The organism is Nocardia sp. NPDC052316 (assembly GCF_044547795.1).
Classification (GTDB): Bacteria; Actinomycetota; Actinomycetes; order Mycobacteriales; family Mycobacteriaceae; genus Nocardia.
The window spans coordinates 82,463-108,674 of sequence record NZ_JBIUBB010000008.1; the positions used below are offsets into that span (position 1 = coordinate 82,463).

The 26,212-nt window shown below is 68.0% G+C and carries 24 protein-coding genes and 1 riboswitch; of the genes, 5 read left to right on the plus strand and 19 right to left on the minus strand.

Annotation, left to right across the window (positions count from 1 at the left end; genetic code table 11):
- Positions 1–208 precede the first annotated feature (208 nt).
- The 3 genes from ACIHA7_RS35015 to ACIHA7_RS35025 all read right to left on the minus strand — a co-directional run bounded on the left by ACIHA7_RS35015 (position 209) and on the right by ACIHA7_RS35025 (position 5,070).
- Entirely contained in the window at positions 209–2,347 is a 2,139-nt protein-coding gene (locus tag ACIHA7_RS35015; RefSeq protein ID WP_397295668.1) for a glycogen debranching N-terminal domain-containing protein, read from the minus strand.
- Complete coding sequence (locus ACIHA7_RS35020) at positions 2,344–3,513, minus strand: glycosyltransferase family 4 protein (protein ID WP_397295960.1); 1,170 nt, start codon at positions 3,511–3,513, stop codon at positions 2,344–2,346. Before ACIHA7_RS35020 ends, ACIHA7_RS35015 begins: the two co-directional genes overlap by 4 nt.
- A 468-nt stretch (positions 3,514–3,981) precedes the next feature.
- Positions 3,982–5,070, minus strand: coding sequence for a winged helix DNA-binding domain-containing protein (locus ACIHA7_RS35025; RefSeq protein ID WP_397295670.1), 1,089 nt, complete (start codon positions 5,068–5,070; stop codon positions 3,982–3,984).
- A gap of 79 nt (positions 5,071–5,149) precedes the next feature.
- Here ACIHA7_RS35025 and ACIHA7_RS35030 point away from each other — a divergent pair, with 79 nt between their 5' ends.
- On the plus strand, positions 5,150–5,446 hold the full coding sequence (locus tag ACIHA7_RS35030; RefSeq protein ID WP_397295673.1) for a hypothetical protein: 297 nt from the start codon (positions 5,150–5,152) through the stop codon (positions 5,444–5,446).
- 138 nt (positions 5,447–5,584) lie between these two features.
- Here the strand turns inward: ACIHA7_RS35030 and ACIHA7_RS35035 are convergent, their stop codons facing one another.
- The 9 genes from ACIHA7_RS35035 to ACIHA7_RS35075 form a co-directional block, all read right to left on the minus strand.
- Complete coding sequence (locus tag ACIHA7_RS35035) at positions 5,585–6,016, minus strand: carboxymuconolactone decarboxylase family protein (protein ID WP_397295961.1); 432 nt, start codon at positions 6,014–6,016, stop codon at positions 5,585–5,587.
- A gap of 81 nt (positions 6,017–6,097) precedes the next feature.
- Complete coding sequence (locus ACIHA7_RS35040; RefSeq protein ID WP_397295674.1) at positions 6,098–7,624, minus strand: PstS family phosphate ABC transporter substrate-binding protein; 1,527 nt, start codon at positions 7,622–7,624, stop codon at positions 6,098–6,100.
- A gap of 105 nt (positions 7,625–7,729) precedes the next feature.
- Positions 7,730–8,791: a PHP domain-containing protein gene (locus ACIHA7_RS35045; protein WP_397295676.1), complete on the minus strand. Its 1,062-nt coding sequence runs from the start codon at positions 8,789–8,791 to the stop codon at positions 7,730–7,732.
- A gap of 5 nt (positions 8,792–8,796) precedes the next feature.
- Complete coding sequence (locus ACIHA7_RS35050) at positions 8,797–9,378, minus strand: dihydrofolate reductase family protein (protein WP_397295679.1); 582 nt, start codon at positions 9,376–9,378, stop codon at positions 8,797–8,799.
- Positions 9,379–9,442: 64 nt separating this feature from the next.
- Positions 9,443–10,303 carry a bifunctional DNA-formamidopyrimidine glycosylase/DNA-(apurinic or apyrimidinic site) lyase gene (mutM, locus tag ACIHA7_RS35055; protein WP_397295682.1) on the minus strand — a complete coding sequence of 287 codons (861 nt, stop codon included), beginning with the start codon at positions 10,301–10,303 and terminating at the stop codon, positions 9,443–9,445.
- Between the two features lies 1 nt (position 10,304).
- Positions 10,305–11,018 (minus strand): ribonuclease III, encoded by a 714-nt coding sequence (rnc, locus tag ACIHA7_RS35060; RefSeq protein WP_234391158.1) that lies wholly within the window; start codon positions 11,016–11,018, stop codon positions 10,305–10,307.
- A 22-nt stretch (positions 11,019–11,040) separates the two neighbouring features.
- Positions 11,041–11,223, minus strand: a complete 183-nt coding sequence (rpmF, locus tag ACIHA7_RS35065; protein ID WP_014987105.1) for a 50S ribosomal protein L32 — start codon at positions 11,221–11,223, stop codon at positions 11,041–11,043.
- Positions 11,224–11,225: 2 nt separating this feature from the next.
- Complete coding sequence (locus ACIHA7_RS35070; RefSeq protein WP_397295684.1) at positions 11,226–11,894, minus strand: YceD family protein; 669 nt, start codon at positions 11,892–11,894, stop codon at positions 11,226–11,228.
- A 117-nt stretch (positions 11,895–12,011) separates the two neighbouring features.
- Positions 12,012–12,758 carry a DivIVA domain-containing protein gene (locus ACIHA7_RS35075; RefSeq protein WP_107658440.1) on the minus strand — a complete coding sequence of 249 codons (747 nt, stop codon included), beginning with the start codon at positions 12,756–12,758 and terminating at the stop codon, positions 12,012–12,014.
- 391 nt (positions 12,759–13,149) lie between these two features.
- Here ACIHA7_RS35075 and ACIHA7_RS35080 point away from each other — a divergent pair, with 391 nt between their 5' ends.
- A complete protein-coding gene (locus tag ACIHA7_RS35080) occupies positions 13,150–13,668 on the plus strand; it encodes a GtrA family protein (RefSeq protein WP_397295685.1) in 519 nt (172 codons plus the stop codon).
- A gap of 72 nt (positions 13,669–13,740) precedes the next feature.
- On the opposite strand, the gene coaD is transcribed toward ACIHA7_RS35080, so the two are convergent.
- The 4 genes from coaD to ACIHA7_RS35100 form a co-directional block, all read right to left on the minus strand.
- Positions 13,741–14,226 carry a pantetheine-phosphate adenylyltransferase gene (coaD, locus tag ACIHA7_RS35085; RefSeq protein WP_397295687.1) on the minus strand — a complete coding sequence of 162 codons (486 nt, stop codon included), beginning with the start codon at positions 14,224–14,226 and terminating at the stop codon, positions 13,741–13,743.
- 59 nt (positions 14,227–14,285) lie between these two features.
- Positions 14,286–14,837 carry a 16S rRNA (guanine(966)-N(2))-methyltransferase RsmD gene (gene rsmD / locus ACIHA7_RS35090; RefSeq protein ID WP_147144381.1) on the minus strand — a complete coding sequence of 184 codons (552 nt, stop codon included), beginning with the start codon at positions 14,835–14,837 and terminating at the stop codon, positions 14,286–14,288.
- On the minus strand, positions 14,834–18,238 hold the full coding sequence (locus ACIHA7_RS35095; protein WP_397295690.1) for a pyruvate carboxylase: 3,405 nt from the start codon (positions 18,236–18,238) through the stop codon (positions 14,834–14,836). The genes rsmD and ACIHA7_RS35095 overlap by 4 nt, the downstream gene beginning before the upstream one ends.
- Positions 18,239–18,353: 115 nt before the next feature.
- Positions 18,354–19,229 (minus strand): glycosyltransferase, encoded by an 876-nt coding sequence (locus ACIHA7_RS35100; RefSeq protein WP_397295691.1) that lies wholly within the window; start codon positions 19,227–19,229, stop codon positions 18,354–18,356.
- 299 nt (positions 19,230–19,528) lie between these two features.
- Positions 19,529–19,668: riboswitch (cobalamin riboswitch) on the plus strand.
- Positions 19,669–19,848: 180 nt separating this feature from the next.
- Here ACIHA7_RS35100 and metE point away from each other — a divergent pair.
- From metE to ACIHA7_RS35115, 3 genes are all read left to right on the plus strand, one after another.
- Positions 19,849–22,164 (plus strand): 5-methyltetrahydropteroyltriglutamate--homocysteine S-methyltransferase, encoded by a 2,316-nt coding sequence (metE, locus tag ACIHA7_RS35105; RefSeq protein WP_397295693.1) that lies wholly within the window; start codon positions 19,849–19,851, stop codon positions 22,162–22,164.
- A gap of 97 nt (positions 22,165–22,261) precedes the next feature.
- Positions 22,262–22,831 carry a TetR/AcrR family transcriptional regulator gene (locus tag ACIHA7_RS35110; RefSeq protein ID WP_397295694.1) on the plus strand — a complete coding sequence of 190 codons (570 nt, stop codon included), beginning with the start codon at positions 22,262–22,264 and terminating at the stop codon, positions 22,829–22,831.
- Positions 22,828–23,358 carry a hypothetical protein gene (locus tag ACIHA7_RS35115; RefSeq protein WP_397295696.1) on the plus strand — a complete coding sequence of 177 codons (531 nt, stop codon included), beginning with the start codon at positions 22,828–22,830 and terminating at the stop codon, positions 23,356–23,358. The genes ACIHA7_RS35110 and ACIHA7_RS35115 overlap by 4 nt, the downstream gene beginning before the upstream one ends.
- 319 nt (positions 23,359–23,677) lie before the next feature.
- Here the strand turns inward: ACIHA7_RS35115 and ACIHA7_RS35120 are convergent, their stop codons facing one another.
- From ACIHA7_RS35120 to prpB, 3 genes are all read right to left on the minus strand, one after another.
- Positions 23,678–24,055 (minus strand): nuclear transport factor 2 family protein, encoded by a 378-nt coding sequence (locus tag ACIHA7_RS35120; protein WP_397295698.1) that lies wholly within the window; start codon positions 24,053–24,055, stop codon positions 23,678–23,680.
- A 101-nt stretch (positions 24,056–24,156) separates the two neighbouring features.
- Entirely contained in the window at positions 24,157–25,275 is a 1,119-nt protein-coding gene (locus ACIHA7_RS35125; protein WP_397295963.1) for a bifunctional 2-methylcitrate synthase/citrate synthase, read from the minus strand.
- A 5-nt stretch (positions 25,276–25,280) separates the two neighbouring features.
- Positions 25,281–26,189, minus strand: a complete 909-nt coding sequence (gene prpB / locus ACIHA7_RS35130) for a methylisocitrate lyase (protein ID WP_397295699.1) — start codon at positions 26,187–26,189, stop codon at positions 25,281–25,283.
- Between the last annotated feature and the right edge of the window lie 23 nt (positions 26,190–26,212).

Here is a 26,212-nt window from a genome sequence, read left to right on the forward strand (position 1 = left end):
CCCGCGTGGGTACTGCGGACGAACTGGGCGAGCTCCATGTCCAGATCCATGGGCTCGATCGTGCAGTCGCGGTGCTGTGTACTCCACAGGTCCCGCATATCCCGCGATGTCTGCATAGTGCACCTCCAGCCTGCGTTGTCTACCAGCCTGAAATGCTTACACCCGGGGGGTACCCCGATGCGGGGCGGTTCATACCAAGATCGGGAATTCATCGGGTGACCAGTTGCCAATCGTCGGGCAGGCGCGCGGCGGTCACCTGGGCGCCCTCCACCTCCAGATCGATGGTGATCGGGCCGAGGCGCAACGCGGCCAACGTGATTCGGCCCCACTCCGGCGGCACCAGCGGCCGCACGGTGATGGTGCGGTTGGGCACGTCGGGGTCCAGACCGAGGAACGAGCGCACCAGCAGCAGCGGGGCGGCACTCGCCCAGGCCTGCGGCGAGCAGGAGGTCGGGTACGGCACCGGGGCCGGGAACCGCGAGCGCGGGAACCCGCAGTAGAGCTCGGGTAGCCTACCGTCGAAAGCCATTGCGGCGTCGAGCAATCCGGTCGCCAAACGAGTCGCCAGGTCGACCGCGCCCGGCACGTGCCGGTAGCGCAGCAAACCGGCCACCGCGATGGCGGTGTCGTGCGGCCACACCGACCCGCAGTGGTAGCTCATCGGGTTGTAGGCGCCCATCTTCGTGGACAGCGTGCGCAGCCCGAAACCGCTGTCCATCTCCGGTCCGGACAGCCGACGCACCAACTCGGCGGCGTGCGCGTCGCTGGCGATGCCGGACCAAAGACAGTGCGCCGCATTGCTTGTCAGCGCGTCGACGCGGCGCTTGGCCTTGTCGAGCGCGACGGCGTACCAGCCGCGTTCGGGCAGCCAGAACTCCTCGGCGAACTTGCCGCGCAGCTCCGCCGCCTGATCACGCAGCTCCGTCGCCCGGCGCGCTTCGTCGAAGGCCTCGGCCAGCTCGGCGCGGGCAAGCAGCGCGGCGTGCACATACCCCTGCACCTCACACAGCGCGATCGGCGCCTCGGCGATATGGCCCTGCAGATCGTTGACGCCGTCCCAGCTGTCCTTCCACCCCTGGTTGACCAGGCCGCGGTCGGTGGCCCGCCGGTATTCGACGAACCCGTCACCGTCCCGGTCGCCGTAGTCCTCGATCCAGTTCAGTGCCGCGTCGGCGGCGGGCAGCAGCTGCCTGATCGCCTCGGCATCCGCGCCCCAGCGATAGCATTCGGCCAGCAGCATCACGAAAAGCGGTGTGGCGTCGACGGTTCCGTAGTAGATGTTGCCGCCGAGCACCAGCCCACCGGCCGGGCCGCGGCGCATCTCGTGCATGATCCGCCCCGGCTCCTCCTCGGTGAGCGGATTCACCGTCTGCCCTTGCAGTTCGGCGAGCTGCTGCAGCGTGCCGAGCGCCAGGTCGACCTCCAGCGGCAGCGCCATCCAGGCGGTCAGCAGACTGTCGCGGCCGAACAGGGTCATGAACCAGGGCGCGCCCGCCGCGACGAACGGCCTGCTGTCGCCGGAGTCGTCGTGAATCTGCAAGGCGCCCAAGTCACTTTCGGTGCGCCGGAGCACCCGGGTGAGTTCCGGGTGCGAGGCGGCGATGTCGGTGGCGGTGTGCCGCCACGCCTCGATCTTGCGCCCGGGAGCGCTGACCCCGTAGTGCTCGCCGGGAGCCAGCGGCGCCTGGAACCGCTGGTTGCCCAACGTGGGCTGGGCGGTGATCTCGGTCTGCCAGCTCGCGCCGACGGGTACGACGACCTTCCACACCAAAGTGCCGGGCAGGACCGTGGGTTCGACGCTCGCGGACACCGAGAGCCCGCGCATGCGATCGGCCCGATCGTGGAACAGGAGCTCCCCCTCGGCCACCGTCACCTCGGCTCTGCCGTGTCCGGCGCGGCCCTCCTTGACCGCGAAGAGGTCCACGAAATCGGCGTCGACATGCAATTCCAGCGTGACCGCTGTCGGCTCACGCCCCATGTTCTCCAGCGTGAGCACCTCGTGCATGCCGTCGGCGACGATCCGCTCGCGCACCACCAGCAACGTACTATCGGCCAGCCCGGCCGTCGGCGGTCTTCGCAGCACGAACCGCGCGGCGAACGCCTCCGGACTGAGTACCGAAAGCGGTTCGGGCAGTTGGCCGTCCACCAGCAGCTCCCACCGGGACACGACACGCGCGTCCCGGAAGAAGAGCCCGTGCGGGCGGCCCGGCTCGACATCGCCGAGCCGGTTCGACAGACAGAAGGTGCCGCCCTCGACCAGCGTGACCGAACCCGCTCCACCGAAACCCGTCGGCTCACCGGAGTTCAGTGGAGCGGGGCTGAGCGCGGCGGTCGGATCCGCCGTCACGCGAGTCCGCTCGCCGCGACGGACACCGGCACCATCTCGTCCTTGCGCCATCGGTAGTCGATCCGTTTCCGCGGCCGCATCAGCTTGCGATAGACCTGCTCGTAGCCGCGCCCGAGCGTATCCGACCCGAAATTCTCCTCGACGTGCTTGCGGCACGTCGCCGGATCCATTGTCTGCACCTCGGCGATGGCGGTGGTGAGCTCGGCGGGGTCGTCACAGATGCGGCCGGTGACCCCATCGACGATCACCTCGGCTACCGCGCCGCCGCGTAGCGCGACGACCGGTGTGCCACACACCATGGACTCGATCATCACCATGCCGAAGGGTTCCTCCCAACGGATCGGGAACAACAGACACTTGGCTCCTGCCAACAGTTTCCGCTTCGCGGCGGCGTCGGCGAGGCCGAATACGTGATCCTGGTCGGTCAGCAATGGGCGTACCTGCTCTTCGAAGTATTTGAGCTCGGGCGGTTCGCTGCACTTGCCCGCCAACACGAGTGGCATGCCCGCGGCGTGCGCGGCCTCCAGCGCCAGATGCGGCGCCTTGCACTCGTTGAAGCGGCCGAGGAACAGCGCGTAGTCGTCCTTGTCGGCACGGAACGGCCACTCCTCAGGATGCAGAGCATTATGCACTCGCCCAGCCCAATTCAAATCGGGGGCCAGCTCTTGCTGCCGGTCGCTGATCGCGACGAGCGACACGTCGTCGCCCATTTCCCGGTAGTACTCATAGCATTCGCCCTCGACGGGACCGTGCACCGTGACCACGGTCGGCAGATCAAGTTCCCTATACGCGGGGGCGTTCAGCGGGCCTGCGAAGGTGTGCTCGTGCACCAGGTCGATGGCGCCGTCCGCGGCGAGCTTCTCGATCGCCCGCCGGGCGCGCAGCGCGTGCAGCACCTCGGGGAAGGGTTCGCCCAGTCGCTCGGGGCAGATGCGGTCCCACAGCGGAATGAATTTCGCCTTGGTTCCCGGTTCGCCCGCGCCGAGCAGGGTCACGTCGTGGCCTCTGGCCACCAGCGAGTCGACCAGATCGGCGACGACGGCTTCCACGCCTCCGTAGGCCTTGGGCGGCACATCGAAGTACGGGGGGACAACCATCGCGATACGGAATCGGGTTCCGGCGTGGTCGATCGACAGCAGATCGGAGGACGCCGTCTGCGCCGACATCGGCAGGTGGCCGACGCCACCGTGCTCCGCACCAGCACCGGCCAGGGGTACCGCATCGAGGATTCGACCGCTCCGCTGGCTCATGACCGCACCTCATCGGTGCTCGACTCCGCCAGGACACTGATGGCGGCTGGGTTCGTTTTTCGCTCGCTAAGCGCGCTCATCGACCCTCCTTCCAAAGGGGCACAACCGTTAGCTCTCGCATCCACCCAGTGCTTCGGAGCACCGGGCGCCGAACTCGAACTGGTGGCCGCCTCAGCGGAGGTGAAGCTCAGCCGCACCGCCGTCCACAGGGCTTGGTTGGCCTGATCGCCGATTACTCGACCAGGGGGGCCGCCAGTGATGTACCTCACCACGGCACTCTCAAACCATGCAGTCGGATACGTTGCTGATCGATTGCCGAGATCGGCAGGTGGGAGCAGTCTTTGCCGATTGCCGCCAGCATGTCCACCGGGGTGGACAGCGGGCTCAGCCCTCGATGACGATCTTTCCGTCCTGCCCGGGCACCACGAAAGCCAGCAGCCGCTCAGCCTCGGCGCGCAACGCCTCCTCATCGCTGGCAGACAGCGGATGCCACGGCGTGACCCGAATGGTGGTGTCGTCCAATACCCACCGACCGTGCACGAAACCGTCGACCAGGTACATCGGCACGCCGCCGGACGCCTCCTTGGCGATGCGCTGCCGGTCTTCCTCGCTGATGATCCTGCGCCGGTCCTTGTGGCCGAGCAGGGCGTTGTCGAAGGCGGGCAGGAAGCGCACCGGCACCGGCAGATTCGGGTCGGCCAGCGGTGCCTCCGGCAGGTCGAACAGCACCCGGTGCTGGTCGTCGGTGAAAACGCGTAGCCGGGTGCGCATCTCGTCGACCACCTCGGCCAGCCGGGTGACCCCCGCCCACGCCTGCATATCGGCGACGGTGGCGGGGCCGAACGCGGCCAGATAGCGCAGAATCATGGTCTGCGCCTGCGGCTCCGACGCCATCGGCGCACCGATCCATTCGTCGGCGAGCGCGACGGTAACCGAACGGTTGCGCCACTTCCCCCAGGCGCCGGTCACCGGGCTGTGCACCATGGGCACCAGGAGCTCGGCCGACTCGGCGAGCCTGCGGGGGTTTCGGTCCGGAAACCGCTCGCCGAGTAGCTGTCCGAGGTCCGATCGGGACCGGATGCTGCCGGACAGCAGCTCCCGTCCCGCGGCGGCGAGCTCGTCCAGGTCCAGGCCCTCGATCTCGTCGCGGTAGTAGGGCGCCTGCAGCGCGGCGTGCACCACCGGGCGCACCGTGGGGCGCAGCCAGCGGAAGTCGTCCGCGTCGGCGAGGTGCACCGTGCGGCGGATCATGGCGGAGCGCACCAGCTTTCGCTCCCGCAGCAACGCGGCCAGGTCGTCGTGCCGGAACTCCGCGAGCCGGGTCCACAGCCCGACATAGGGCCAGTTCGGTTCCTGCCCCTGTACCGCGACCAGATGCCGCACCAACTCCAACGGTGTCATCGCGACCCGCTGCGCCAACATCTGACGCACCAGCAGGGTTCGGTTCAGCTCACGCAGCGATAGTTCCGTCATGAGGCCATCTTCGCCGATACCACCGACAGAACGGGGCCTTCCGCCGGTAACCGCGCATACGTATACGTACAATCAACCCATGTTCGATCCTCTCACCCTGGCCGTCGGCGCAGGCATCCTCGGCCTCGGCTGGGCCCTCGGACGGTACGGCCACCTCGGGCCGGTGGGCGGCAAGGCGCGGCGCAGCGCCGCCAAGTGCGGCTGCGGCCACGACCTCGCCATCCACGATCCGCAGGCCGGGGAGTGCCACGCGGAGGAGCGGCGATCGGTCGCGCCCGCGACGTGGCAGTGGGTGCGCTGCCCGTGCCGGCGCTACACCGGGCCGCTGCCGGTCGAGGACTACTTCACCCGGCCGTTCCTGCCGCCGACGGACTGAGGTCGAGCAGGCGAGCGGCAGGCGCGAACGCACGGGAAGCCCGTCCGGACAGCATCGAGGCTGGTCTGCCGAGCCGGGCGGGCCCGCGCTGCGGTCCGCGGGGTACCGCACGACGAGCGCGCGGTACCGCAAGCGGCGTCAGTCGGCGTCGGGCTGCATCCGCAGCGGCACGCCGATCCGGTTCCACAGGTTGATCATCGCGGTCACCGCCACCAATCCGGCCCTGGACCCCTCGTCGAAATGCTTCTCCACATCGGCCCATACCGCATCGCTGACCCCGTGCTCGCCGAGCTTGGTCACCGCTTCGGCGTAGGCGAGGGCGGCGCGCTCGGCCTCGGTGTAGAGCGCCGACTCCCGCCAGGCATCGAGCTGGAAGATGCGCTTTTCGGTCTCCCCGGCCAGCCTGGCGTCGGTGGTGTGCAGGTCGATGCAGTACACGCAGCCGTTGATCTGCGAGGCGCGGATCTTGACCAGCTCACGGACCACCGGGTCCAGCGGGCCACGGCGGATGACCCCCTCGGCGGCGAACCACGCCTGGTACAACTCCGGCGCAACCTGGGCGAGCTTCATTCGTGACACGGTGTCGTCCTTTCCTCGGTGTGCTGTCCTACACCAGAGAGACGAGACAGGCCCCGACACTGTGACGCGCGGTCACCGATCGGGCAGGCACCTGGCCGGATCGGGCAGCTCGCCGCACGGCGCGTTGCCGTGTGCCCGCAGCACCTCCTTGCCCGTCTGATCGACCAGGTAGTGCAGGAAGGCCGCCGCCAGCGAGTCACCGGGCAGTTCGCCGTGGCTGTAGGCGTACTCCACACCCCAGAACGGGTACGTGCGCGCGATCGCCGCGTCGCGGCCCGCGGTGACGCCGTTGATCGCGACGGTCGCCAGGTCGGCCTGTACCGCCTCGGAGTACTCCGAATAGCCGATGGCGCCGGGTATTTCACCGACCGCCTTCTGCATGTCCTTGGTCACCTGGACCTCGCAGTGCGTCGCGGCGGACAGCACTGTGCCCTTGATCGCGACGCAACTCACGTGCGGGCGATCGGGTTGGCTCCCGCCGAGTAGCCTGCGCTCGAACGTATTCCGTGAACCGGAGCCCGCGATCCGATTCACCAGCACCACCGGCAGATCCGGGCCGCCCACCTCGCGCCAGTTACCGATCCGGCCCTGATAGAGGTCTCGGATCTGTGCCTCGGTGAGACTCGGTACGCCGACGCCCTTGTTGACGATCATGCTGAACAGCGACAGCGCCAGCGGGCGATGCACCAGGGCGGGGTATCCACTGCCCTTCGGACCGTCGCTGATGGCGAGCAGTCCCGCGTTGCCCTTGCCTTCCTCGGCCAGCCGGTCCAGCCCGCGTTCGGTGCCTTCGAAGGCGAAAGCGAATTGTGCTCCGGGACAACGCTTACCGTACTGTTCGGCGGCTGCTCGGACGACCGGTGCGAAGGCCGACGAGCCGACCACCGTGAGCTTGCCTTCGGCGCACTCCAGCGGCGTCGGTGCCGGCTCCAGTGCGGTGACGATCAATTGGACGATGATCACCAGCACCAGAAAGATCGTCAGCCCCACCATCATTCGGGGAATGCCGGTGCGGCTTCGGGTCTCCAGGACGCGCCCGCCCTTGATGCCGCCGGTCAGCACCGGCACCGGGTACTCTCCGGCGCCCTCGGAGCGTTGCAGGATGGCCAGGATCTTGTAGTGCTCGCCGCGGTCCAGCGGCACCTTCGGCAGGTCGATGACGCCGATGTGCCCGGCCATGTCCTCGCGCACCGCGATACCGGAGTCCCGGTCCAGACTGTCCGCCAAGCCGGGATCACTGAGTTCGGTCACCGCCATGCCGATGACCGAGCGCTGCGGGAACCGCAGATGCAGGCCGATCCGCGCCGGATCGGGGGCTTTGTAGTCGTGGGTGTCGATGTCGGTGGCACCGCTGTTCTCGATGCGTACCAAGACAACCGAGAGATCTTTCAGGTCCGGACTCGCGCCGTCGAGCGAGGGACGCAGCTGCGGCAGCACGCCGGGGAACACCGAGGCGACCTCACCGGTGACGGGCGTGTCCATCTGCACGCGGTAGCCGAGCCGTTTGCGCCCGACGAGCACGAACTCGTACAGGAACGCGCCGATCGGCACCGCGATACCGAGGACCGCCAACACGATCTCGACCGGAAACTCGCCCAACGGCTCGCCACCCCCACCCACTCTGTCCGGCAACCATTCTCAGTGGCGATCGGGGCAGATCTCCCGCCCGGCACGACTATTCGGCAACAGTTAACCCGACGGCCATCAGGCTTCGTGCACCTCGGTCCAGGCAAGCAGGTCGGCCAGCGGCCAGGTGTTGATGATCCGCTCGGCCGCAACACCATTCGCGACGGCGCGCTCGCAACCGTAGCCCTGCCAGTCCAGTTGTCCCGGTGCGTGCGCGTCGGTGTCGATGGCGAAGTGGCAGCCCATCTCCACCGCGAGCTGGATCAGCCGCGACGGCGGGTCGCGGCGCTCCGGCCTGCTGTTGATCTCGACGGCGGTGCTGTAGGTCCGGCACGCCTCGAACACCATCTCGGCGTCGAAGCTCGACTCGGGGCGGGTGCCTCGACCACCGGTGACCAGTCGGCCCGTGCAGTGGCCGAGCACGTCGACGTTGGGGTTGGCCACCGCGTAGACCATCCGCTTGGTCATCGTCGCGCTGTCCGCGCGCAGGTGCGAGTGCACGCTCGCCACCACGATGTCGAGTTCGGCGAGCAGATCGGCCTGCTGGTCGAGGGTGCCGTCGTCGAGGATGTCGACCTCGATGCCGGTGAGGATGCGGAACGGCGCCAACCGGTCGTTGAGTTCGGCGACCACGTCGAGTTGCTTGCGCAGCCGGTCGGCGGAGAGGCCGTTCGCGACGGTCAGGCGCGGCGAATGATCGGTCAGCGCACAGTATTCGTGCCCGAGCGCCGCCGCGACACCCATCATCTCCGCGATCGGGCTACCGCCGTCGGACCAGTCCGAATGGGTGTGCAGATCGCCGCGCAGTTGCGTGCGCAGCGGTTTACCGGGCGCGCCGATCGGCTGGGCCGCGTTGCGCAGGTCGAGCAGGTACTGCGGCACCCGGCCCGCGTACGCCTCCTCGATCACGGCGGCGGTCTTCGGCCCGATTCCGGCGATGTCGCGCCAGCTGTGCGCGGCGCGGTGCATTGCGCGCTCCTCGTCGGGCAGCTCCGCCACGATATCGGCGGCCCGGCGGTAGGCCTTGACCCGATACGTCTCGGCCCGCGAGCGTTCCAGCCAGAAGCCGATCTCCCGCAGCACCTCCACCGGGCCCGGCGTGGCCGCCGGGTCCGCTGCGTTCGAATCGTCTTCCGCCACAGCGGTTAACGCATCCTGCTGTACTTCATGAAGGCCACTCCGTCCTCGAACACCCGACTGGTGATCACCCGGAACTTGGCCGCATCGGGCAGCCTGGGGCCGGACCCGAACAGCGACCGGCCGCGGCCGAGCAGGACCGGGTACAGCTTGAGGAAGATCTGGTCGATCTCGGGCAGCAATTCCTGGGCGAGCTCCCCGCCACCACACAACCAGATCCCGAGCCCCTCGGCGCGCTTGAGTTCGCGCACCTTGCCGAGCGGGTCGCTCGCGATCAGTTCGACGTCGGGATCCGGATTCTCCGGCAGCGTCGTCGACACCACGTACTGCTTCAGATGCGCGTACGGACTCGACGTCCCGGTACGCACCCCGAAGTCGTGCGTCTTGCGCCCCATCAGCACGGTATCGAAGTAGCGGTTGCGCTTGTCGATACCGAGCGCCTCACGCACCTTGGTCGGCAGCGTCTCCGGGTATTGCGCCGTGATCGCAGGCCCGTGGTCGCCGCCGACCGGGAAGAAATCGACCGATCCGTCATCGGTGGCGATGTAACCGTCGATGGTCGAGGCTACGTAGTAGGTGAGCTTGCGCATATGTCCTTCCTCCACGGCCGGACCGACTTCCCGAACCGCCTACAAGAAAGGTAACTCGCGCCCGCTAACGACCGCGAGGCTTCGGTTGGCACCGCGGGCAAGAATACGAGGAACGATTCATGAATTTTTCCCGCTGAACAGGCGCTCCGCAGCGACGGCACGGCTCGTCCTCGCGGCCGTAGACGGCCAGGGAACGCTCGAAATAGCCGGATTGGCCGTTGACGTTCACGTAGAGCGCGTCGAAGGAGGTACCGCCGGCCAGCAGCGCCTCCCCCATCACCGCGCCGACATCGGCGAGCAGGGCGCGCACGGCGGGGCGGGACAGGCCCGAGGCGAGCCTGCTGCCGTGAATCTTCGCGCGCCACAACGATTCGTCGGCGTAGATGTTGCCGATGCCGGAGATCACGCTCTGATCGAGCAGCACGCGTTTGATCTCGGTCTGTTTGGCGCGCACCGCGGCCACCACGGCATCGGGGTCGAAGCGCGGATCCAGCGGGTCGCGGGCGATGTGCGCCACCGGCTCCGGTACCAGGGTGCCGTCCACCTCTACCAACGGTGCGAGCGCCCACCCGCCGAAGGTGCGCTGGTCGACGAAGCGCAGCTGGGTGCCGTCGCCGAGGGTGGCGCGGATGTGCGCGTGCTTCTCCAGCGGCGCGTCCGCGGGCTGTACGAGCATCTGGCCGCTCATGCCGAGATGCACGACGAGCGAGGTGTCCGGCTCGTCGAAGGTGAGCCAGAGATATTTCCCGCGCCGCTCGGCCGAAGCGACCTTCAATCCGGTCAACCGCGCGGCGAGATCGGCGGCACCCTCCAGGTGCCTGCGCACCGAGCGGGGATGGGTGATCGCGACCGACTCGATGACGCGACCGACCACGTGTTCGGCGACGCCGCGCCGGACCACCTCTACCTCGGGGAGTTCGGGCACGTCAGGCTTCGGCGGTCAGCGCCTGGTAGGCGGTGCCCGCGGCCTTCTGCTCGGCTTCCTTCTTGGAGCGGCCGACACCCTGGCCGTAGGCCCGGCCACCGATCACGGTGGTCGCGGTGAATTCCTTGTCGTGATCGGGGCCCGTCGAGGTGATCTCGTAGCTGGGCACGCCGAGGCCACGCTCGGCGGTGAGCTCCTGCAGGCTGGTCTTCCAGTCGAGGCCTGCCCCCATCCGGGGACCGCGCTCGAGCAGGTCGGCGAACAGCCGCAGCACCACCTCGCGCGCGACGTCGATGCCGTGCTCCAAATGCACCGCGCCGAGCAGCGACTCCATGCCGTCGGCGAGGATGCTCGGCTTGTCCCTGCCGCCGGTGAGCTCTTCGCCCTTGCCGAGCAGCAGGTGCACGCCGAGGCCGCCCTCGCCGAGCTGGCGCGCCACCTCGGCGAGCGCATGCATGTTCACCACGCTCGCGCGCAGCTTCGCCAGCTCGCCCTCGGACTTGTCCGGGTGCTCGTGGTAGAGCCGCTCGGTGATGCTCAGTCCGAGGACGGAGTCACCGAGGAACTCCAGGCGCTCGTTGGTCGGCAGCCCGCCGTTTTCGTATGCGTACGACCGGTGCGTCAGCGCCAGGCGCAGCAACTCCGGCTGCACCTCGACGCCGAGCGCCGCGAGCAGGCTCGCATGTCCACCGGACGAATCGGGTTCATCGCTCACGTCGATACGACAGGTCGAACTACTAGACAGCCGCCGTGACCTGACGGCCCTTGTACGTGCCGCAGGACGGGCACGCGATGTGCGGCAGGGTCTTCTCGCCGCAGGCGCGGTTCGGGCAGGTGATCAGGGTCGGCGCGGTGGCCTTCCACTGGCTGCGCCGCGACCTGGTGTTGGAACGGGACATCCGGCGCTTGGGAACGGCCACGACTACTTCTCCTCTGTCATATTGCTTGCCATTTCGGCTGACTGGTCTGCTGCGGTGGCCGCACCCTCGTCGGGGCTGCCGTTGCCGGGCGATGCGGTGGCAAATTTCGCCAACCCGGCCCAGCGAGGGTCAAGTATCTCATGCGAGTGCTCAGAACCCGCAATCGCCATCCGCACGCCGCATTCCGCGCACAGGCCCGCGCAGTCCGGCGTGCACAGCGGCTGCAGCGGCAGCTCGATGCCGATCGCGTCGATGATCACCGGTTCGAGGTCGATCGTGTCGTCGACCATGCGGTAGGCATCGTCGTCGTCGGTGGTCTGCTCGGTGGTGCTGTCCGGGTAGGCGAACAGCTCGGTGAGGTAGACGTCGACGTGGTCGGTGAACGGCTCGAGGCAGCGCGAGCACTCGCCCTCGATCGGCGCGGACACCGTTCCGGTGACGAGCACACCTTCGGACACCGCCTGCTGCTGCAGATCGAGCACGACCTCGGCGCCGACCGGGACGCCGATCAGGTCGAGCCCGATCCGCTCGACGGTGGTGACCGTGCGATGGAGCTCGCGCATCGTCCCGGCCCTGCGGCCGAGGCTGCGGACGTCCAGCACGAAGGCCGCGTCGGGCTCTCGGCGCTCGACCGAGCCCTTGCGCGGGGCGGAACCGGAACCGGCGGGCATCACGAACTCACTTCACTATCGGGGGAATGGGCAACCACACCACGATACGCGAGACGCACAGCCGACCTCAAACGGGCCTAGGCCGGCGGAGGCGCCGGATAAGACTCGCCACAGGGCCTAGCGGCGGTAGTCGGCGGCGTAGTCGGGTGCGCCCGCACCGGAGCGGAGCTGGTGGCGGCCGCGGCCGACGGTGCGCAGGGTGTTGCTCAGCGTCTCCTCGAAGTCGGCGAGTTTGGAGTCGACGTAGACGTCGCATTCCTCACGCATCCGATCGGACTCGGCGTGTGCCGCGTCGATCACCCGCGCGGATTCGGCGTGCGCGGCACGCACCACCTCGGTCTGCGCGACCAGACGGTCGCGCTCGGCCTCGCCCTCCGCGACGGAGCGGTCGTAGGAAGCCTTGCCCGCGTCGATCATTCGCTCGGATTCCAGCCGGGCACGGGCGGTGACCGCCTCGAATTCGGCGTTGCCGTCGGCGACGACGCGGTCGGCTTCGGCCTGCGCGGTGGCGACGAGATGATCGGCGTGCGCGCTGGCCTCGGCGACCATCCGGTCGGCGTGCGCCTTGGCGTCGGCGAGGATGCGGTCGGCCTCCTCGCGGGCCGAGCCGATGGTGTGCGCGGCCTGTTCATTGGCGCTGGTGACGGTGACCTCGGCGGCCGATCGGGCGTCCGAGACGATCTTGTCTCGGATGTCGAGCACGTCTTGGGCGTCGTCGAGCTCGCCCGGCAGTGCGTCGCGCACGTCGTCGAGCAGTTCGAGCACGTCGCCGCGCGGCACGATGCAGCTGCGGGTCGGCGGGATGCCGCGCGCCTCCTCGACGATGGCGACCAGCTCGTCGAGGGCTTCGAATACGCGATACATGCTGACTGACCCCACTCTCCTACGACTCTTCGGCGAACTGTCCGCCGAGCCCCAGTGTGCCCCTCATCACGGCCTGTGCCGAGTCACCCTCCGGTGTGTCGTCGCAGTGTCTTGCACGCCACACAAATCAAGTGGAGGATCTGTCTCCGCTTCGTGTTATCGTCGATACGAAGATCGACAAGGTCTTCGACGAGCGCAGTCCCCACCGGGATTGCGGGATTGCGGAAGCCAGAGGGAAGGGCCGAATCGATCCACCGACTGTTGACAGGTTCCGACTGTTCAGTACATGCTGAACACATCGCACAAGCGGTGCCTGTCAAGAGTCGGTGGGAAGTAAGCGACAACCGTCGCTGTTGTCCCCATCGAAGGCTCATGTTCGATCGGAAAGCCCATGACTGTTCTGGATCTACAGAGATCGGCGGGAGTTAGCACCAGCAGCTACTTCATGCCGTGGGTAGGCCCATACCCCGCGCTCCAGGTGGCGCCGACGTCGGCGCGGTTCGAGCAGATGATGGCGTACCTGCGCGGCGACCGGGCTATCGCCCAGCTGATCCGCTTCGCGCTGGTCGGTGGGTTCAGCAATATCGCCTACGTACTGCTGTTCTTCGCGATGCACGGCGTCGGCTCGCTGCTCGCCAACGTGGTCGGCTCGATCGTCAGCACCGTGATCGCCAACGAGTTGCACCGGCAACTCACCTTCCACGCCAGCGGCCGAGTCGGCTGGTTCACCGCACAGTGGGAAGGCGGCGGTCTGGCACTCGTCGGACTCGCCATCACCACCGCGTGCCTGGCCGCACTGGACGTCTGGGCGCCTACCATCGGCGGACCGGCAGAGGCCACCGCCATCCTCGGCATCACCGCAGCCGTCGGCGGCATGCGCTTCCTGGCCCTACGCGGTTTGGTCTTCTGAACCTCGTCGAGTGAGGGGAATCAGCCCCGGTTCCGAACTATTCGGAGCCGGGGCTGATTTGTCTGTCCGGCGCTAGCCCGAGTTCTCGGCGAGGCGGGCCAGCAGGCGCTTGTGCACCGACGGCGGCAGCATGTCGACCACGTCGCCGCCGAAGGACGCCACCTCCTTGACCAGCGAGCTGGACAGGAAGCTGAAGGTGGGGTTGGTCGCGATGAAGAAGGTGTCGACGCCGGAGAGCTTCCGGTTCATCTGGGCCATCTGCAGCTCGTAGCCGAAGTCGGTCGCGTCGCGCAGGCCCTTCACGATGGCTGTGACGCCCTGCTGTTTGGCGAAGTCCACCAGCAGGCCGTACCACGACTCCACGCGGACATTGGGCAGATGAGCGGTCGCCTCGCGCAGCATCTCCATGCGCTCGTCGACGCTGAACATGCCCTGCTTGTTCTTGTTGATCATGACGGTGACAACGACCTCGTCGAACTGGGCCGCGGCCCGGTTGAAGACGTCGATGTGACCGTGGGTCACGGGGTCGAAGGACCCGGGGCACAATGCTCCTGCCATGGTCAGACGCTATCGTGCGGCACCGGCGGGCACCACAGAGGGTGCACAAGACCACATCGCTAGTCGAAAGTCGCCATCTCGATGCGCGTTTCGCCGTACTTGCGCGGCTTCATCGCCGAATAGCCAACGGGCCATTCGATTTCCGGCGATCGGCTGGACCGCTCCACCACGACGAGGGCGTCCGGCCGCAGCCAGCCACCGGCCAGCGCCCGCAGGTCGGCGAGCACGGCGTCGGCGTCGACCGCATAGGGCGGATCGGACAGCACCAGATCGAACTCGCCCGCACCGCCCAGTTGGAGCACGCTCGCCACCGTGCCGACGCGCAGCTCGGCGCCGGGCAGCCCGAGGTCGGCGATGTTGCCGCGCAGCACCGCGGCCGCCTTGCGATCGGACTCGACCAGCAGTGCGTGCGCCGCACCACGGGACAACGCCTCCAGTCCGAGCGCGCCCGACCCGGCGTACAGGTCGAGCACTCGGACGCCGTCGAAATCGATCCGCGCGTCGAGCGCGCTGAACAGCGCCTCCCGCACCCGGTCGGAGGTCGGGCGGGTGCCGGCCGGCGGCACCCGCAGCCGCCGCCCGCCCGCCGTTCCGGCGACGATCCGCGTCATTCGACCGAGGACTCGCGCACGGCCAGCTCGATCAGCAGATCGCCACCCTCGACCTGCTGCACCGGGCCGATCGCAACCCGGCCGACGGTGCCTGCCCGCGGCGCGGTGATCGCGGCCTCCATCTTCATGGCCTCGATGGTGCCGACGGTGTCCCCGGCCGCGATCGCGTCGCCTTCGGACACCGCCAAGGTCACCACGCCGGCGAACGGCGCGGCGATATGACCCGCGTTGCCCTTGTCGGCCTTCTCCGCGGCCGGGACCTCGCTGGCGATCGACCGGTCACGCACGGCGACGGGCCGCAACTGACCGTTGAGGATGCACATGACCGTGCGGATGCCGCGCTCGTCCGGCTCGGAGATGGCCTCCAAGCCGATGAGCAGGGTGACACCCTTCTCCAGCTGCACCCGGTGTTCCTCTCCTTGGCGCAGCCCGTAGAAGAACTGGTTCGCCGACAGACCCATGGTGTCGCCGTACTTTTCCCGGTGCGCGTTGAACTCGGCGGTGGGCCCGGGGAAGAGCAGCCGGTTCAGCGTCGAACGGCGCTGGTCCGAGCTGCCCGCCAGCCCGGCCTCGTCCTCGGCGGTGAGCGGAGTCTCCGGCTTCGCCTCGCCGCGCCCGGCCAGCGCCCGGCTGCGGAACGGTTCCGGCCAGCCGCCCGCCGGGGTACCGAGTTCGCCACGCAGGAAACCGATTACCGAGTCGGGGATGTCGTAGCGGCCGGGGTCGGCGGCGAAATCCTCGATGTCGACGCCGGTGCCGACCAGGGCCAATGCCAAGTCGCCGACCACCTTCGACGAGGGGGTCACCTTCACCAGGCGGCCCAGCAGCCGGTCCGCCGCCGCGTACTTCGCTTCTACTTCCTCGAACCGATCACCGAGGCCGAGGGCGATGGCCTGCTGGCGCAGGTTCGACAGCTGACCGCCGGGGATCTCGTGGGTGTAGACCCGGCCGGTCGGGGCGGGCAGCCCGGACTCGAAGGGCGCGTACACCTTTCGCAGCGCTTCCCAGTAAGGCTCCAGATCGCACACGTGCTGCAGGTTCAGGCCGGTGTCGTACTCGCTGTGCGCCGCGGCCGCGACGATCGCGGAAAGCGCAGGCTGACTGGTGGTTCCGGCCATCGCGGCGCTGGCGCCGTCCACCGCGTCCGCGCCCGCCTGCCAGGCGGCCAGGTAGGTGGCCAGCTGCCCGCCGGGGGTGTCGTGGGTGTGCACGTGCACCGGCAGGTCGAAGTTGCTGCGCAGCGCGGTGACCAGGGTGGCGGCCGCGGGGGCGCGCAGCAGCCCGGCCATGTCCTTGATCGCGAGCACGTGTGCGCCCGCGTCCACCATCTGCTCGGCCAGCTTGAGGTAGTAGTCCAGGGTGTAGAGCGTTTCGTCCGGGTTGGACAGGTCGCCGGTGTAGCTCATCGCGACTTCCGCGATGGCCGTGCCGGTTTCGCGCACCGCGTCGATGGCCGGGCGCATCTGGTCGACATTGTTGAGCGCGTCGAAGATGCGGAAGATGTCGATGCCGGTGGCGGTCGCCTCGGAGACGAACGCGCGGGTCACCTTTTCCGGGTAGGGCGTGTAGCCGACGGTGTTGCGACCGCGCAGCAGCATCTGCAGGCAGATGTTCGGCACCGCCTCGCGCAGCGCGGCGAGGCGCTCCCACGGGTCCTCGTACAGAAAGCGCAGCGCCACATCGTAAGTCGCGCCGCCCCAGGCCTCGATGGACAGCAGCTGCGGGGTCAGCCTGGCCACGTGCCCGGCGACGCCGAGCAGGCCGTTGGTGCGCACCCGGGTGGCCAGCAGGGACTGGTGCGCATCACGGAAGGTGGTATCGGTGACGCCGACCGCCTTCTGCGCGCGCAGATCCTGCGCGAACCCCTCCGGGCCGAGGCGGAGCAGGCGCTGCCGGGAGCCGTCCGGCGGCGCGACGGTCAGGTCGATCGGGGGCAGCTTGTCGTGCGGATACACCGTCGTCGGCCGCTCGCCGTGCGGCTTGTTGACGGTGATGTCGGCCAGGTAGGTGAGGATCTTGGTGCCGCGGTCGGCCGAGCCACGCTGGTTGAGCAGCTGCGGGCGCTCGTCGATGAACGAGGTGGTGACCCGGCCCGCCTGGAAGTCCGGGTCGTCGAGCACCGCGAGCAGGAACGGAATGTTGGTGGTGACGCCGCGAATTCGGAATTCGGCCAGCGCACGCTGGGCCCGCGACACCGCGGCGCCGAAGTCGCGGCCGCGGCAGGTGAGCTTCACCAGCATCGAGTCGAAGTAGGCGCCGATCTCGGCGCCGAGGTTGGCACCGCCGTCGAGCCGGATGCCCGCGCCGCCCGGGGTCCGGTAGGCGGTGATCCGGCCGGTGTCGGGGCGGAAGCCGTTGGCCGGGTCCTCGGTGGTGATCCGGCACTGCATCGCGGCGCCGCGGATGCTGACGGTCTCCTGGCTGAGGCCGAGCTGTTCGAGGGTCTCGCCCGCCGCGATGCGCAGCTGCGCCTGCACCAGGTCGACGTCGGTGATCTCTTCGGTCACCGTGTGCTCGACCTGGATGCGCGGGTTCATCTCGATGAAGACGTGGTTGCCGCGCTCGTCGAGCAGGAACTCGACGGTGCCTGCACAGCTGTAGCCGATCTCCTTGGCGAAGGCCACCGCGTCGGCGCAGATGCGGTCGCGCAGTGCGGGATCCAGGTTCGGCGCGGGCGCAAGCTCGATCACCTTCTGGTGCCTGCGCTGCACCGAACAGTCGCGCTCGAACAGGTGCATCACATTGCCCTGCTGGTCGGCCAGGATCTGCACCTCGATGTGGCGCGGGTTCACCACGGCCTGCTCGAGGAAGACGGTGGGATCGCCGAACGCCGACTCGGCCTCGCGCGACGCGGCCTCGATGGACTCGCGCAAGTGCTCGGCGTCGGCGACCCGGCGCATGCCGCGACCGCCGCCACCGGCTACCGCCTTGACGAAGATCGGGTAGTCCAATTCCGCTGCCGCGGCGAGCAACTCGTCCACATCGGCGGACGGCGCGCTGGACCGCAGCACCGGCAGCCCGGCGGCCTTGGCCGCCGCGATGGCCCGCGCCTTGTTGCCCGCGAGCTCGAGCACCTCGGCGGACGGGCCGATGAAGGTGATGCCCTCGCGGGCGCAGGCCGCCGCCAGGTCCGGGTTCTCGGACAGGAAGCCGTAGCCCGGGTAGACGGCGTCGGCGCCCGCCGACTTGGCCGCATCGACGATCGCGTCGATCGAGAGGTACGCCCGGACCGGGTGCCCCTGTTCACCGATCTGGTAGGACTCGGCCGCCTTCGTTCGATGGACCGAGTTGCGGTCCTCGTACGGGAAGACGGCCACCGTCCCAACGCCGAGCTCGTAGGCCGCGCGGAAGGCCCTGATGGCGATCTCGCCCCGATTGGCAACCAAGACTTTCGTGAACATTGGCCTAAGGTACCCGGACCGACCCGCCGCACAGACACGGAAGGGCACTTCGCAAGCATCTTCACAACGCCGTCCGGCGGCGTTGCGAAGATGCGTTCATCCGCGCGTCACACTGTCAGATCCAGTGCATCGTGCGATGGCGCAGCCCACCGCGGAACTGGCCGACGGCGAGGCCGATCATCAGTCCGCGCTCCTCGGCGACCAATCCGCGAGTGAATGGCAGACGAATCATGCGTAACAAGACTTCGGGCAGGTGAATTTCCGGCAACCCATTGTTCGGAAATTCCGCATTCAGCCGGGCGAGGCCGATGCCGCGGCTGCGTCCCTGCCGATATCCGGGACGGAAGCCCTGCCGGTATCGATAGGCGACGAGCGCCTCCGGCAGATATCCGAGACGGTATCCCTCGCGATGCGCGCGCCAGCCGAATTCGAGATCCTCGTTGGCGGCGTAACTGATGTCCTGGCCGCCCAGCTTCCGATACACCTGTGCCTGGCAGGCCATGCTGGTCCCGATGATCACAGGTGCATAAACGCCGGTCGGCTGGAATTTGTCGGGTGTCGGGATGTTGGCGACCTGGCGCGGGTTGGCCGCGTTGAGCGAATCACCTTCGACCGCAGAGCAAATGAGGTCGTAGCCCTCGTCCAGGAACTCGACCATGCGGCTGACCCAATTGGGATGCGCCTGGTCGTCGTGGTCGCAGAACAACAGGATCGTGCCGCTGGCGTTCGCCGCACCGACATTGCGGGCAAATGCCGCACCGGAGGTCCCCGACGCGTCCACATGCCGTAGTTCGAGGCGTCCTTGTAGCGGATGAGTTTCGATATGGAGTTTCACATCGATCGGGGATCCGTTGTCGGCTATCACGACATCGAATTCCCCCCTATAATCTTGACGCGTCAAGGCGCCCAGTTGGACATCGAGTAGATCCAGGCCGTCGGCCGTCCCGATGTAGGTTGGAATGACGATCGATACCGACCGTTCAGTCACCACGCGTACTCCTGCAATCGTTTTCCCCACGCGGGAGCCCTCCCCCCGAGGGGACAACCTTAAACGCATTCCGGAAAGGGCGGCTACACCCAAGTTTCGTGGGCTTCCTCACAGACTTGGTCAAATGACCAAACGGTGATGGGCAAATGATGGACGACCGCCGCGCCCCCGCCCGCCCGTCCACCACCCCGCCACGCACCCTATGCTCGTAGGTGCAGCTGGTTCACTGCGGCGCGTACGAGATGGAGCCCCGTCGTCGCGCAGCGGAGTCGAGTTCGACCGCCCGACAGGGTGGCCGGGCGAGAGGGAACCCGGTGGAAATCCGGGACTGTCCCGCAGCGGTGAGCAGGAACGACCGCCGTCACACGCACTGGGCACGACGCCCGGGAAGCGACGGCCAGTAGGTCGGCCGAGAGGCCGGTGCCTGTGAGTCCGAAGACCTGCCAGCCGTGTCGGATACGCCGTATCCGGCGGCCACCGCCTCGTGGATCTGGGCGCGCGGTTCTACCAGTACTGATATGTCGGGCTCTAGTTTGTCGAATCTCCCGGCGTATCCCGGTAACCGCGCAGCCCGTATGGCGTTGGCTTACGACTTCGTCGTTCGCCAAAGGGCGCTGCGTGCATGATCGCTCGCTGCGCTCGCGAATGGCACCAGCACTGGAGAGACAACGTGACTGTTGTAAATCAGACACCGTTCACCGCAACGGTTCTCGGGCTACCTAGGGTCGGACCGCGGCGAGAGCTCAAGCGGGCCACCGAGGCCTACTGGGCGGGCAAGATCGACGCCGACCAGCTGCACGCCGTCGCGCGCGAGCTGCGCCACGCCCAACTCACCGAATTACAAGCGGCAGGCCTGGATTCGATCCCGGTGGGCACCTTCTCGTACTACGACCAGGTGCTCGACACCGCACAGCTGCTCGGCGCACTGCCGCAGCGGGTCGCCGGGATCGCCGATCCGCTGGATCGGTACTTCGCCGCCGCCCGCGGCACCGACACGGTGGAACCACTGGAGATGACCAAGTGGTTCGACACCAACTACCACTATCTGGTGCCGGAAATCGGCCAGGACACCGTGTTTTCGCTGAACCCGGCCAAACTGCTGGACGAGGTGCGTGAGGCGGTCGAGCTCGGCGCGAACGCGCGCCCGGTGGTGGTCGGGCCGATCACCTTCCTGAAGCTGGCCAAGGCCACCGGCGGTGCGCCATTGGACCGGCTAGCCGAGCTCGTCCCGCTGTACCGCGAGTTGCTGCGACTGCTGGCCGAGGCAGGGGCCGGCTGGGTGCAGATCGATGAGCCGGTGCTGGTCACCGACCTCACCGAGGACGAAATCGACCTGGTGCGTAGCACTTACACCGAACTGTCCGCGGCCGCGCAGCGACCCGCGATCCTGGTGGCGACCTACTTCGGTCATCCCGACGCGGCACTGACCGCGCTGGCCGGCACCGACATCGAGGGCATCGCGCTCGACTTCACCGCAGGCACCAGCGTCGCCGATGTGGCGGGCGTCACCGCCCTGGCGGGCAAGCTGCTGGTGGCCGGGGTGGTCGACGGCCGCAACGTGTGGCGGGCCGATCTCGACCAGGCACTGTCCACCCTGGGCACCCTGCTGGGAAGCGCGGCGGCGGTGGCTGTTTCGACCTCGTGCTCGCTGCTGCACGTGCCCTACACGCTCGCCGCGGAAACCGGGCTGGACGACCGGCTGCGGTCCTGGCTGGCGTTCGGCACGGAGAAGGTGGCCGAGGTCCGGCTGCTGGCGACCGCGCTGACCGAAGGCACCGAGGCGATCAGCGCCGAATTGGCCGACGTGCGTGCGGCATTGGCGACGCGCCGGTCCGATCCCCGGCTGAACGACGCACAGGTTCGAGCCAGGCTGGCGGCGCTCGGACCGGACGCGAGCAGGCGCGCGCCCGCGGAGGAGCGTCGTGCGCTGCAACAGCAACGGCTGCAACTGCCGCCGCTGCCGACCACGACCATCGGCTCGTACCCGCAGACCTCGGCGATCCGGTTGGCCAGGGCCGCGTTCCGCAAGGGCGAGATCGACGAGGCCGAGTACATCCGCCGGATGCGCGCCGAGGTCGCCGATGTGATTGCGCTGCAAGAGCAGCTGGGCCTGGACGTGCTGGTGCACGGCGAGCCGGAGCGCAACGACATGGTGCAGTACTTCGCCGAACAGCTCGACGGCTTCGCCGCCACCGAGCAGGGCTGGGTGCAGTCCTACGGTTCGCGCTGCGTGCGACCGCCGATCCTGTTCGGCGACGTGACGCGGCCCGCGCCGATGACCGTCGACTGGATCAGCTACGCGCAGTCGCTCACCGACAAGCCGGTGAAGGGCATGCTCACCGGCCCGGTCACCATCCTCGCCTGGTCGTTCGTGCGCGACGATCAGCCGCTCGGTGATTCGGCGCGGCAGGTGGCGCTGGCCATCCGGGACGAGACGGTGGATCTGCAGTCCGCGGGTATCCGCATCATCCAGGTCGACGAGCCCGCGCTGCGCGAGTTGCTGCCGCTGCGCAAGGTCGACCAGCAGGCCTACCTCGACTGGTCGGTGCAGGCCTTCCGGATCGCCACCTCCGGCGTCTCGGACGCCACCCAGGTGCACACCCACCTGTGCTACTCGGAGTTCGGCGAGGTGATCGACGCGATCGCCGGGCTGGACGCCGACGTGACCTCGATCGAGGCGGCGCGCTCGCGGATGGAGGTGCTCGACGACCTCAACGCGGCGGGCTTCGATCTGGGTGTCGGGCCAGGTGTGTACGACATCCACTCGCCCCGGGTGCCGAGCGTGGAAGAGATCACCACCTCGTTGCGCGCGGCGCTGAAAGCGGTTCCCGCCGAGCGGCTGTGGGTGAATCCCGACTGCGGATTGAAGACCCGCGGGCAGGCCGAGGTGGCGGCGTCACTGCGGAACATGGTGGCCGCCGCGACGGCTGTGCGCTGATCGTCCCGGCTCATTGAGGTTCGGCCCCCTTCGTGTTGCGCGGAGGGGGCCGAACCGAGACCTTGTTTATGACTGACCGGTCATTCATAATCGGATCATGCCCAAGAAAGTCGACCGCGTCGCCCGTCGAGCCGAGATTCTCGACGCCGCGGTGCGCGTGTTCGCCCGCAAGGGCTTCGCCACCTCGCGCATCGAGGATGTCGCCGCCGAGGCGGGTATCGCCAAGGGCAGCGTGTATCTGTACTTCGACAGTCGAGATGCGTTGCTGGCCGGGGTTTTCCAGAGCTACGCCGAGAGCAGCGGGCAGGTGCTTGCCGAGCTCGGCGACGGCGCCGCGCTGGATCGGCTGACCGGACTCATCCGCGGGACGGTCGAGATGCTCGCCGCGCACCCCGACCATGCACGCGTTCTGCTGGACGTCTGGGCGTCGAATCCACCGCTCGATATGGCGGCGGTGTATCGCGAATATCGCTCGGCCATCGCGGATCTGCTGCGGCAGGCACAGGCCGATGGCGAGCTGCGACCCGGCATCGGCGAGCGGCATGCCGCCGTCGTCGTCGGCGCCATCGAGGGATGTCTCGTCCAGGCCTTGGTCGATCCGCAGTTGCCGCTGCGCGAACTGGCCGACCCGATAGTGCAGATCTGCGTGGAAGGTATCCGTCGATGAATCTTACGGATCGTTTGATCGCCCCGAACGCTACGCGCGGCGAAGTCGCCGTGGGCTTCGGCGCGGCATTCGGCGGTGCCGCACTGGCTTTCGGGTTGGCACGGCACGCCGAGCTGTCGTGGCTCGGCGTCGCCGTCGTCACGCTGGTCGCCTTCGACCTGTTCGGCGGCGCGGTCGTCAACGCCACCGATTCGGCGAAACGCTGGTATCACCGACCGGACCGAACCAGCCTGCACCATCTCGGCTTCGTCGCCATCCACGTCCAGCCGTTCCTGCTCGCCCTGGTGGTTCCCGGCTTCACCTGGCTCGCCGCCACCATCATCTACGCCTCGGCCCTCACCGGAGCCGTCCTCGTCACGGCCGCCCCGCGCGAGTTACGCCGCCCCATCGCCTTCGGCACCACCGCCGCCGCGCTCACCATCACCACCGCCATGCTCACCATCCCGCACGTCTTGGCCTGGTTCGCGCCGCTCCTGTTGATCAAACTGCTGCTCGCACACCTACTTCCGGAAAACTCCGCCCGCTGACGGTCGGTGCCCCCACCCGGAGGCACCGACCTACCACCTCACTCGAATTCGGTCTCCGGCCGCAGCCGCTGCCGCCGCCGTGACGTGTACCGCTCACACGGTTCCGCGGCCCGCTTGACCGGTTGCTGCCGTGACCTGGCACTCATCCCCCGCCGCCACGCCGTATGACACCCCGGACATCGGTCCATACCAACCCCTTTTCACCCGTCGTCAACCACTCCATGAATCGCCCCTAACCACCTTCGACGCGCGAACTCACCCGCCGGTTCCGGGTAGCTACCAGGAATTTTCCAGAACGGTCCGACTGGTTCGACCGGGTTCAACCCGCCAGGTTGAAGGCCCGGTTGATGACGCCCATGTCGAAGTAGTCGCGCCAGGCGACGATGGCGTCGTCGGCCACCTCGAAGACCCCGGTGACCGGGAGCGGGATGGCTTGGCCCGCGCTGCGGAGGGTGTCGGTGCGTTCGTTCATCACCAGGTTGCCCGAGGCGATCTGGTGGTGAATGTCGAAGTCGATGGCTTCGAAGGTGGTGAGGAAGCCCGCGATGAACTCGCGGATGGCGGCGCGGCCGACCACCGGCTCCATCGGGATGTTGTGGTACACAGCGTCTTCGGCGAAGAAGGCCGCGATGCGGTCCGGATCGGGCTCGGACCAGCTGCGGCACATGTCGCGGACGAGTTCGTCGGGGCTTGGCATGGGCTTGGCTCACTTTCAGACGCCGGAGGGCGGCCGAACCGCGTTGTTCGCACCGCCTCCTCGATTCAACCAAGCAAGTGCTCGGTTTCCAAGCCTCTGTCTCAGCTGAGCCCGGCGAGCTCGCGTTGCGGCACGCCGACGTACTCCGACAGCGGCCGAATCAACGCGTTCGAGGCCGCCTGCTCCGCGATGTGCGCGGTCCACCCGGTGATCCGGCTCATCACGAAGATGGGCGTGAACATCTCGATATCGAAGCCCATCAGGTAGTAGGCGGGGCCCGCCGGGAAGTCGAGATTCGGCTTGATCCCGGTGGCCTCGGCCATCGCCCGCTCCAGTTCGGTATACATCCGCAACCACCGGTGCCCACCGGTCACCTCGACGACCTCCGCCAGCGCGGCGCGCATGGTCGGCACCCTGGAGTCGCCGTTCTTGTAGACGCGATGCCCGAACCCCATCACCTTCCGCTTGCTGTCGAGCTCGGCGCGCAACCATTGCGCGGCCAGCTCGGGTTCACCGATCGCCAGCATGGTGCGCATGACGGCTTCGTTCGCGCCGCCGTGCAGCGGGCCCTTCAGCGCGCCGATGGCGGCGGTGATCGCGCTGTACATGTCCGACCCGGTCGAGGTGACCACCCGCGCCGCGAAGGTCGAGGCGTTGAAACTGTGCTCCGCGTAGAGGATCAGCGAGATCTCGAAGGCGCGGACGATACGCGGGTCGGGCACCGTGCCGAAGCACATGTTCAGGAAGTTCTCCGCGAAACCCAGATGGGAGTGCGGCGCAATGGGATCGAGGCCGCGCCTGCGGCGCATATCGGCGGCGATGATCGTCGGCAGCGCAGCGGTCAGCCGTAAAGCCTTGGCCGGCAACGCACGCGGGGCGGTACCCAGCTCCTCCTCGGGATCCTCGGCACCGAGGAAACTCACCACCGTCCGGACCACATCCATCGGGTGACCGGAGGTGGGCATCTTCTCGATCAACGACAGGATCGAGCGGTCGACCCGGCGCTGCGCCCGCTCCCGCTGGCACAGCAGCGCCAGCTGGGCCGCGTCCGGCAGCTCGCCGTACCAGAGCAGGTAGGCGACCTCTTCGAAGGAGCAGTGGGCCGCGAGATCCTGCACCGCGTAGCCACGGTAGGTCAGTGAGTTGGTCTCGGGCACCACCTTCGAGATGGTCGTGGTATCGACCACCACCCCGGCCAGACCCTTCTTGATCTCAGTCATGTCACTCACTCGCTAGGGGTGTAGGTGAAGATTCCGGAATCGAAGTCGTTGTACTGCTGGTACTTCAGGAGTTCGTAGAGTCGTGACCGGTGCTGCATCGCCGGGACGAGACCGGATTGGGTTCCGGTCGAGGCGATTTCGCGCAGTCCGTGTTCCACGGCATACATGGCCAGCCGCAGCGTCGTCACCGGATAGATCACGGCGTTGTAGCCGAGGTCGGCCAGGGTCTCGGCCGAGAGCAGCTCGGATTTGCCGAACTCGGTCATGTTGGCGAGCAGCGGAACATCTACCGCGGCGCGGAATTTCGCGAACTCCGCCGCGTCGGTCAGTGCCTCGGTGAAGATGAGATCAGCGCCCGCGTCGGCGTAGGCCTTGGCCCGATCGATGGCCGCCGCGAGCCCCTCGGTGCCGCGGGCATCGGTCCTGGCGCAGAGCACGAAGTTCGGGTCACGCCGCGCCGACACGGCGGCGCGCAGGCGGCGGATCATCTCCGCAACGGGCACCACGGCCTTGCCGTCGAGGTGGCCGCAGCGTTTCGGGTTCACCTGATCTTCGAGATGGCAGCCGGCCAGGCCCGCGTCCTCCAGGAGCGTCACGGTGCGTGCCGCATTCATCGGCTCACCGAACCCGGTGTCGGCGTCGATCAGCACCGGCAGGTCGGTGACCCGCGCGATCTGCTGACCCCGCGCGGTGATCTCGGTGAGCGTGGTCAGGCCGATATCGGGCAGGGCGAGCTCGGCCGCCATCACCGCACCCGAGACGTAGACACCCTCGAAGCCGACTTCCTGAACGAGCTTGGCCACCAACGGATTGAACGCGCCAGGCAGCCGCTGGATCCGCCCCGACGCCAACCCGGCCCGCAACGCCACCCGCTTGTCCGCCGCGCTCGTCGCGGCCGCCAGCAATCCCGTCATCGGTGCCACCGTTCTAAGCTCGG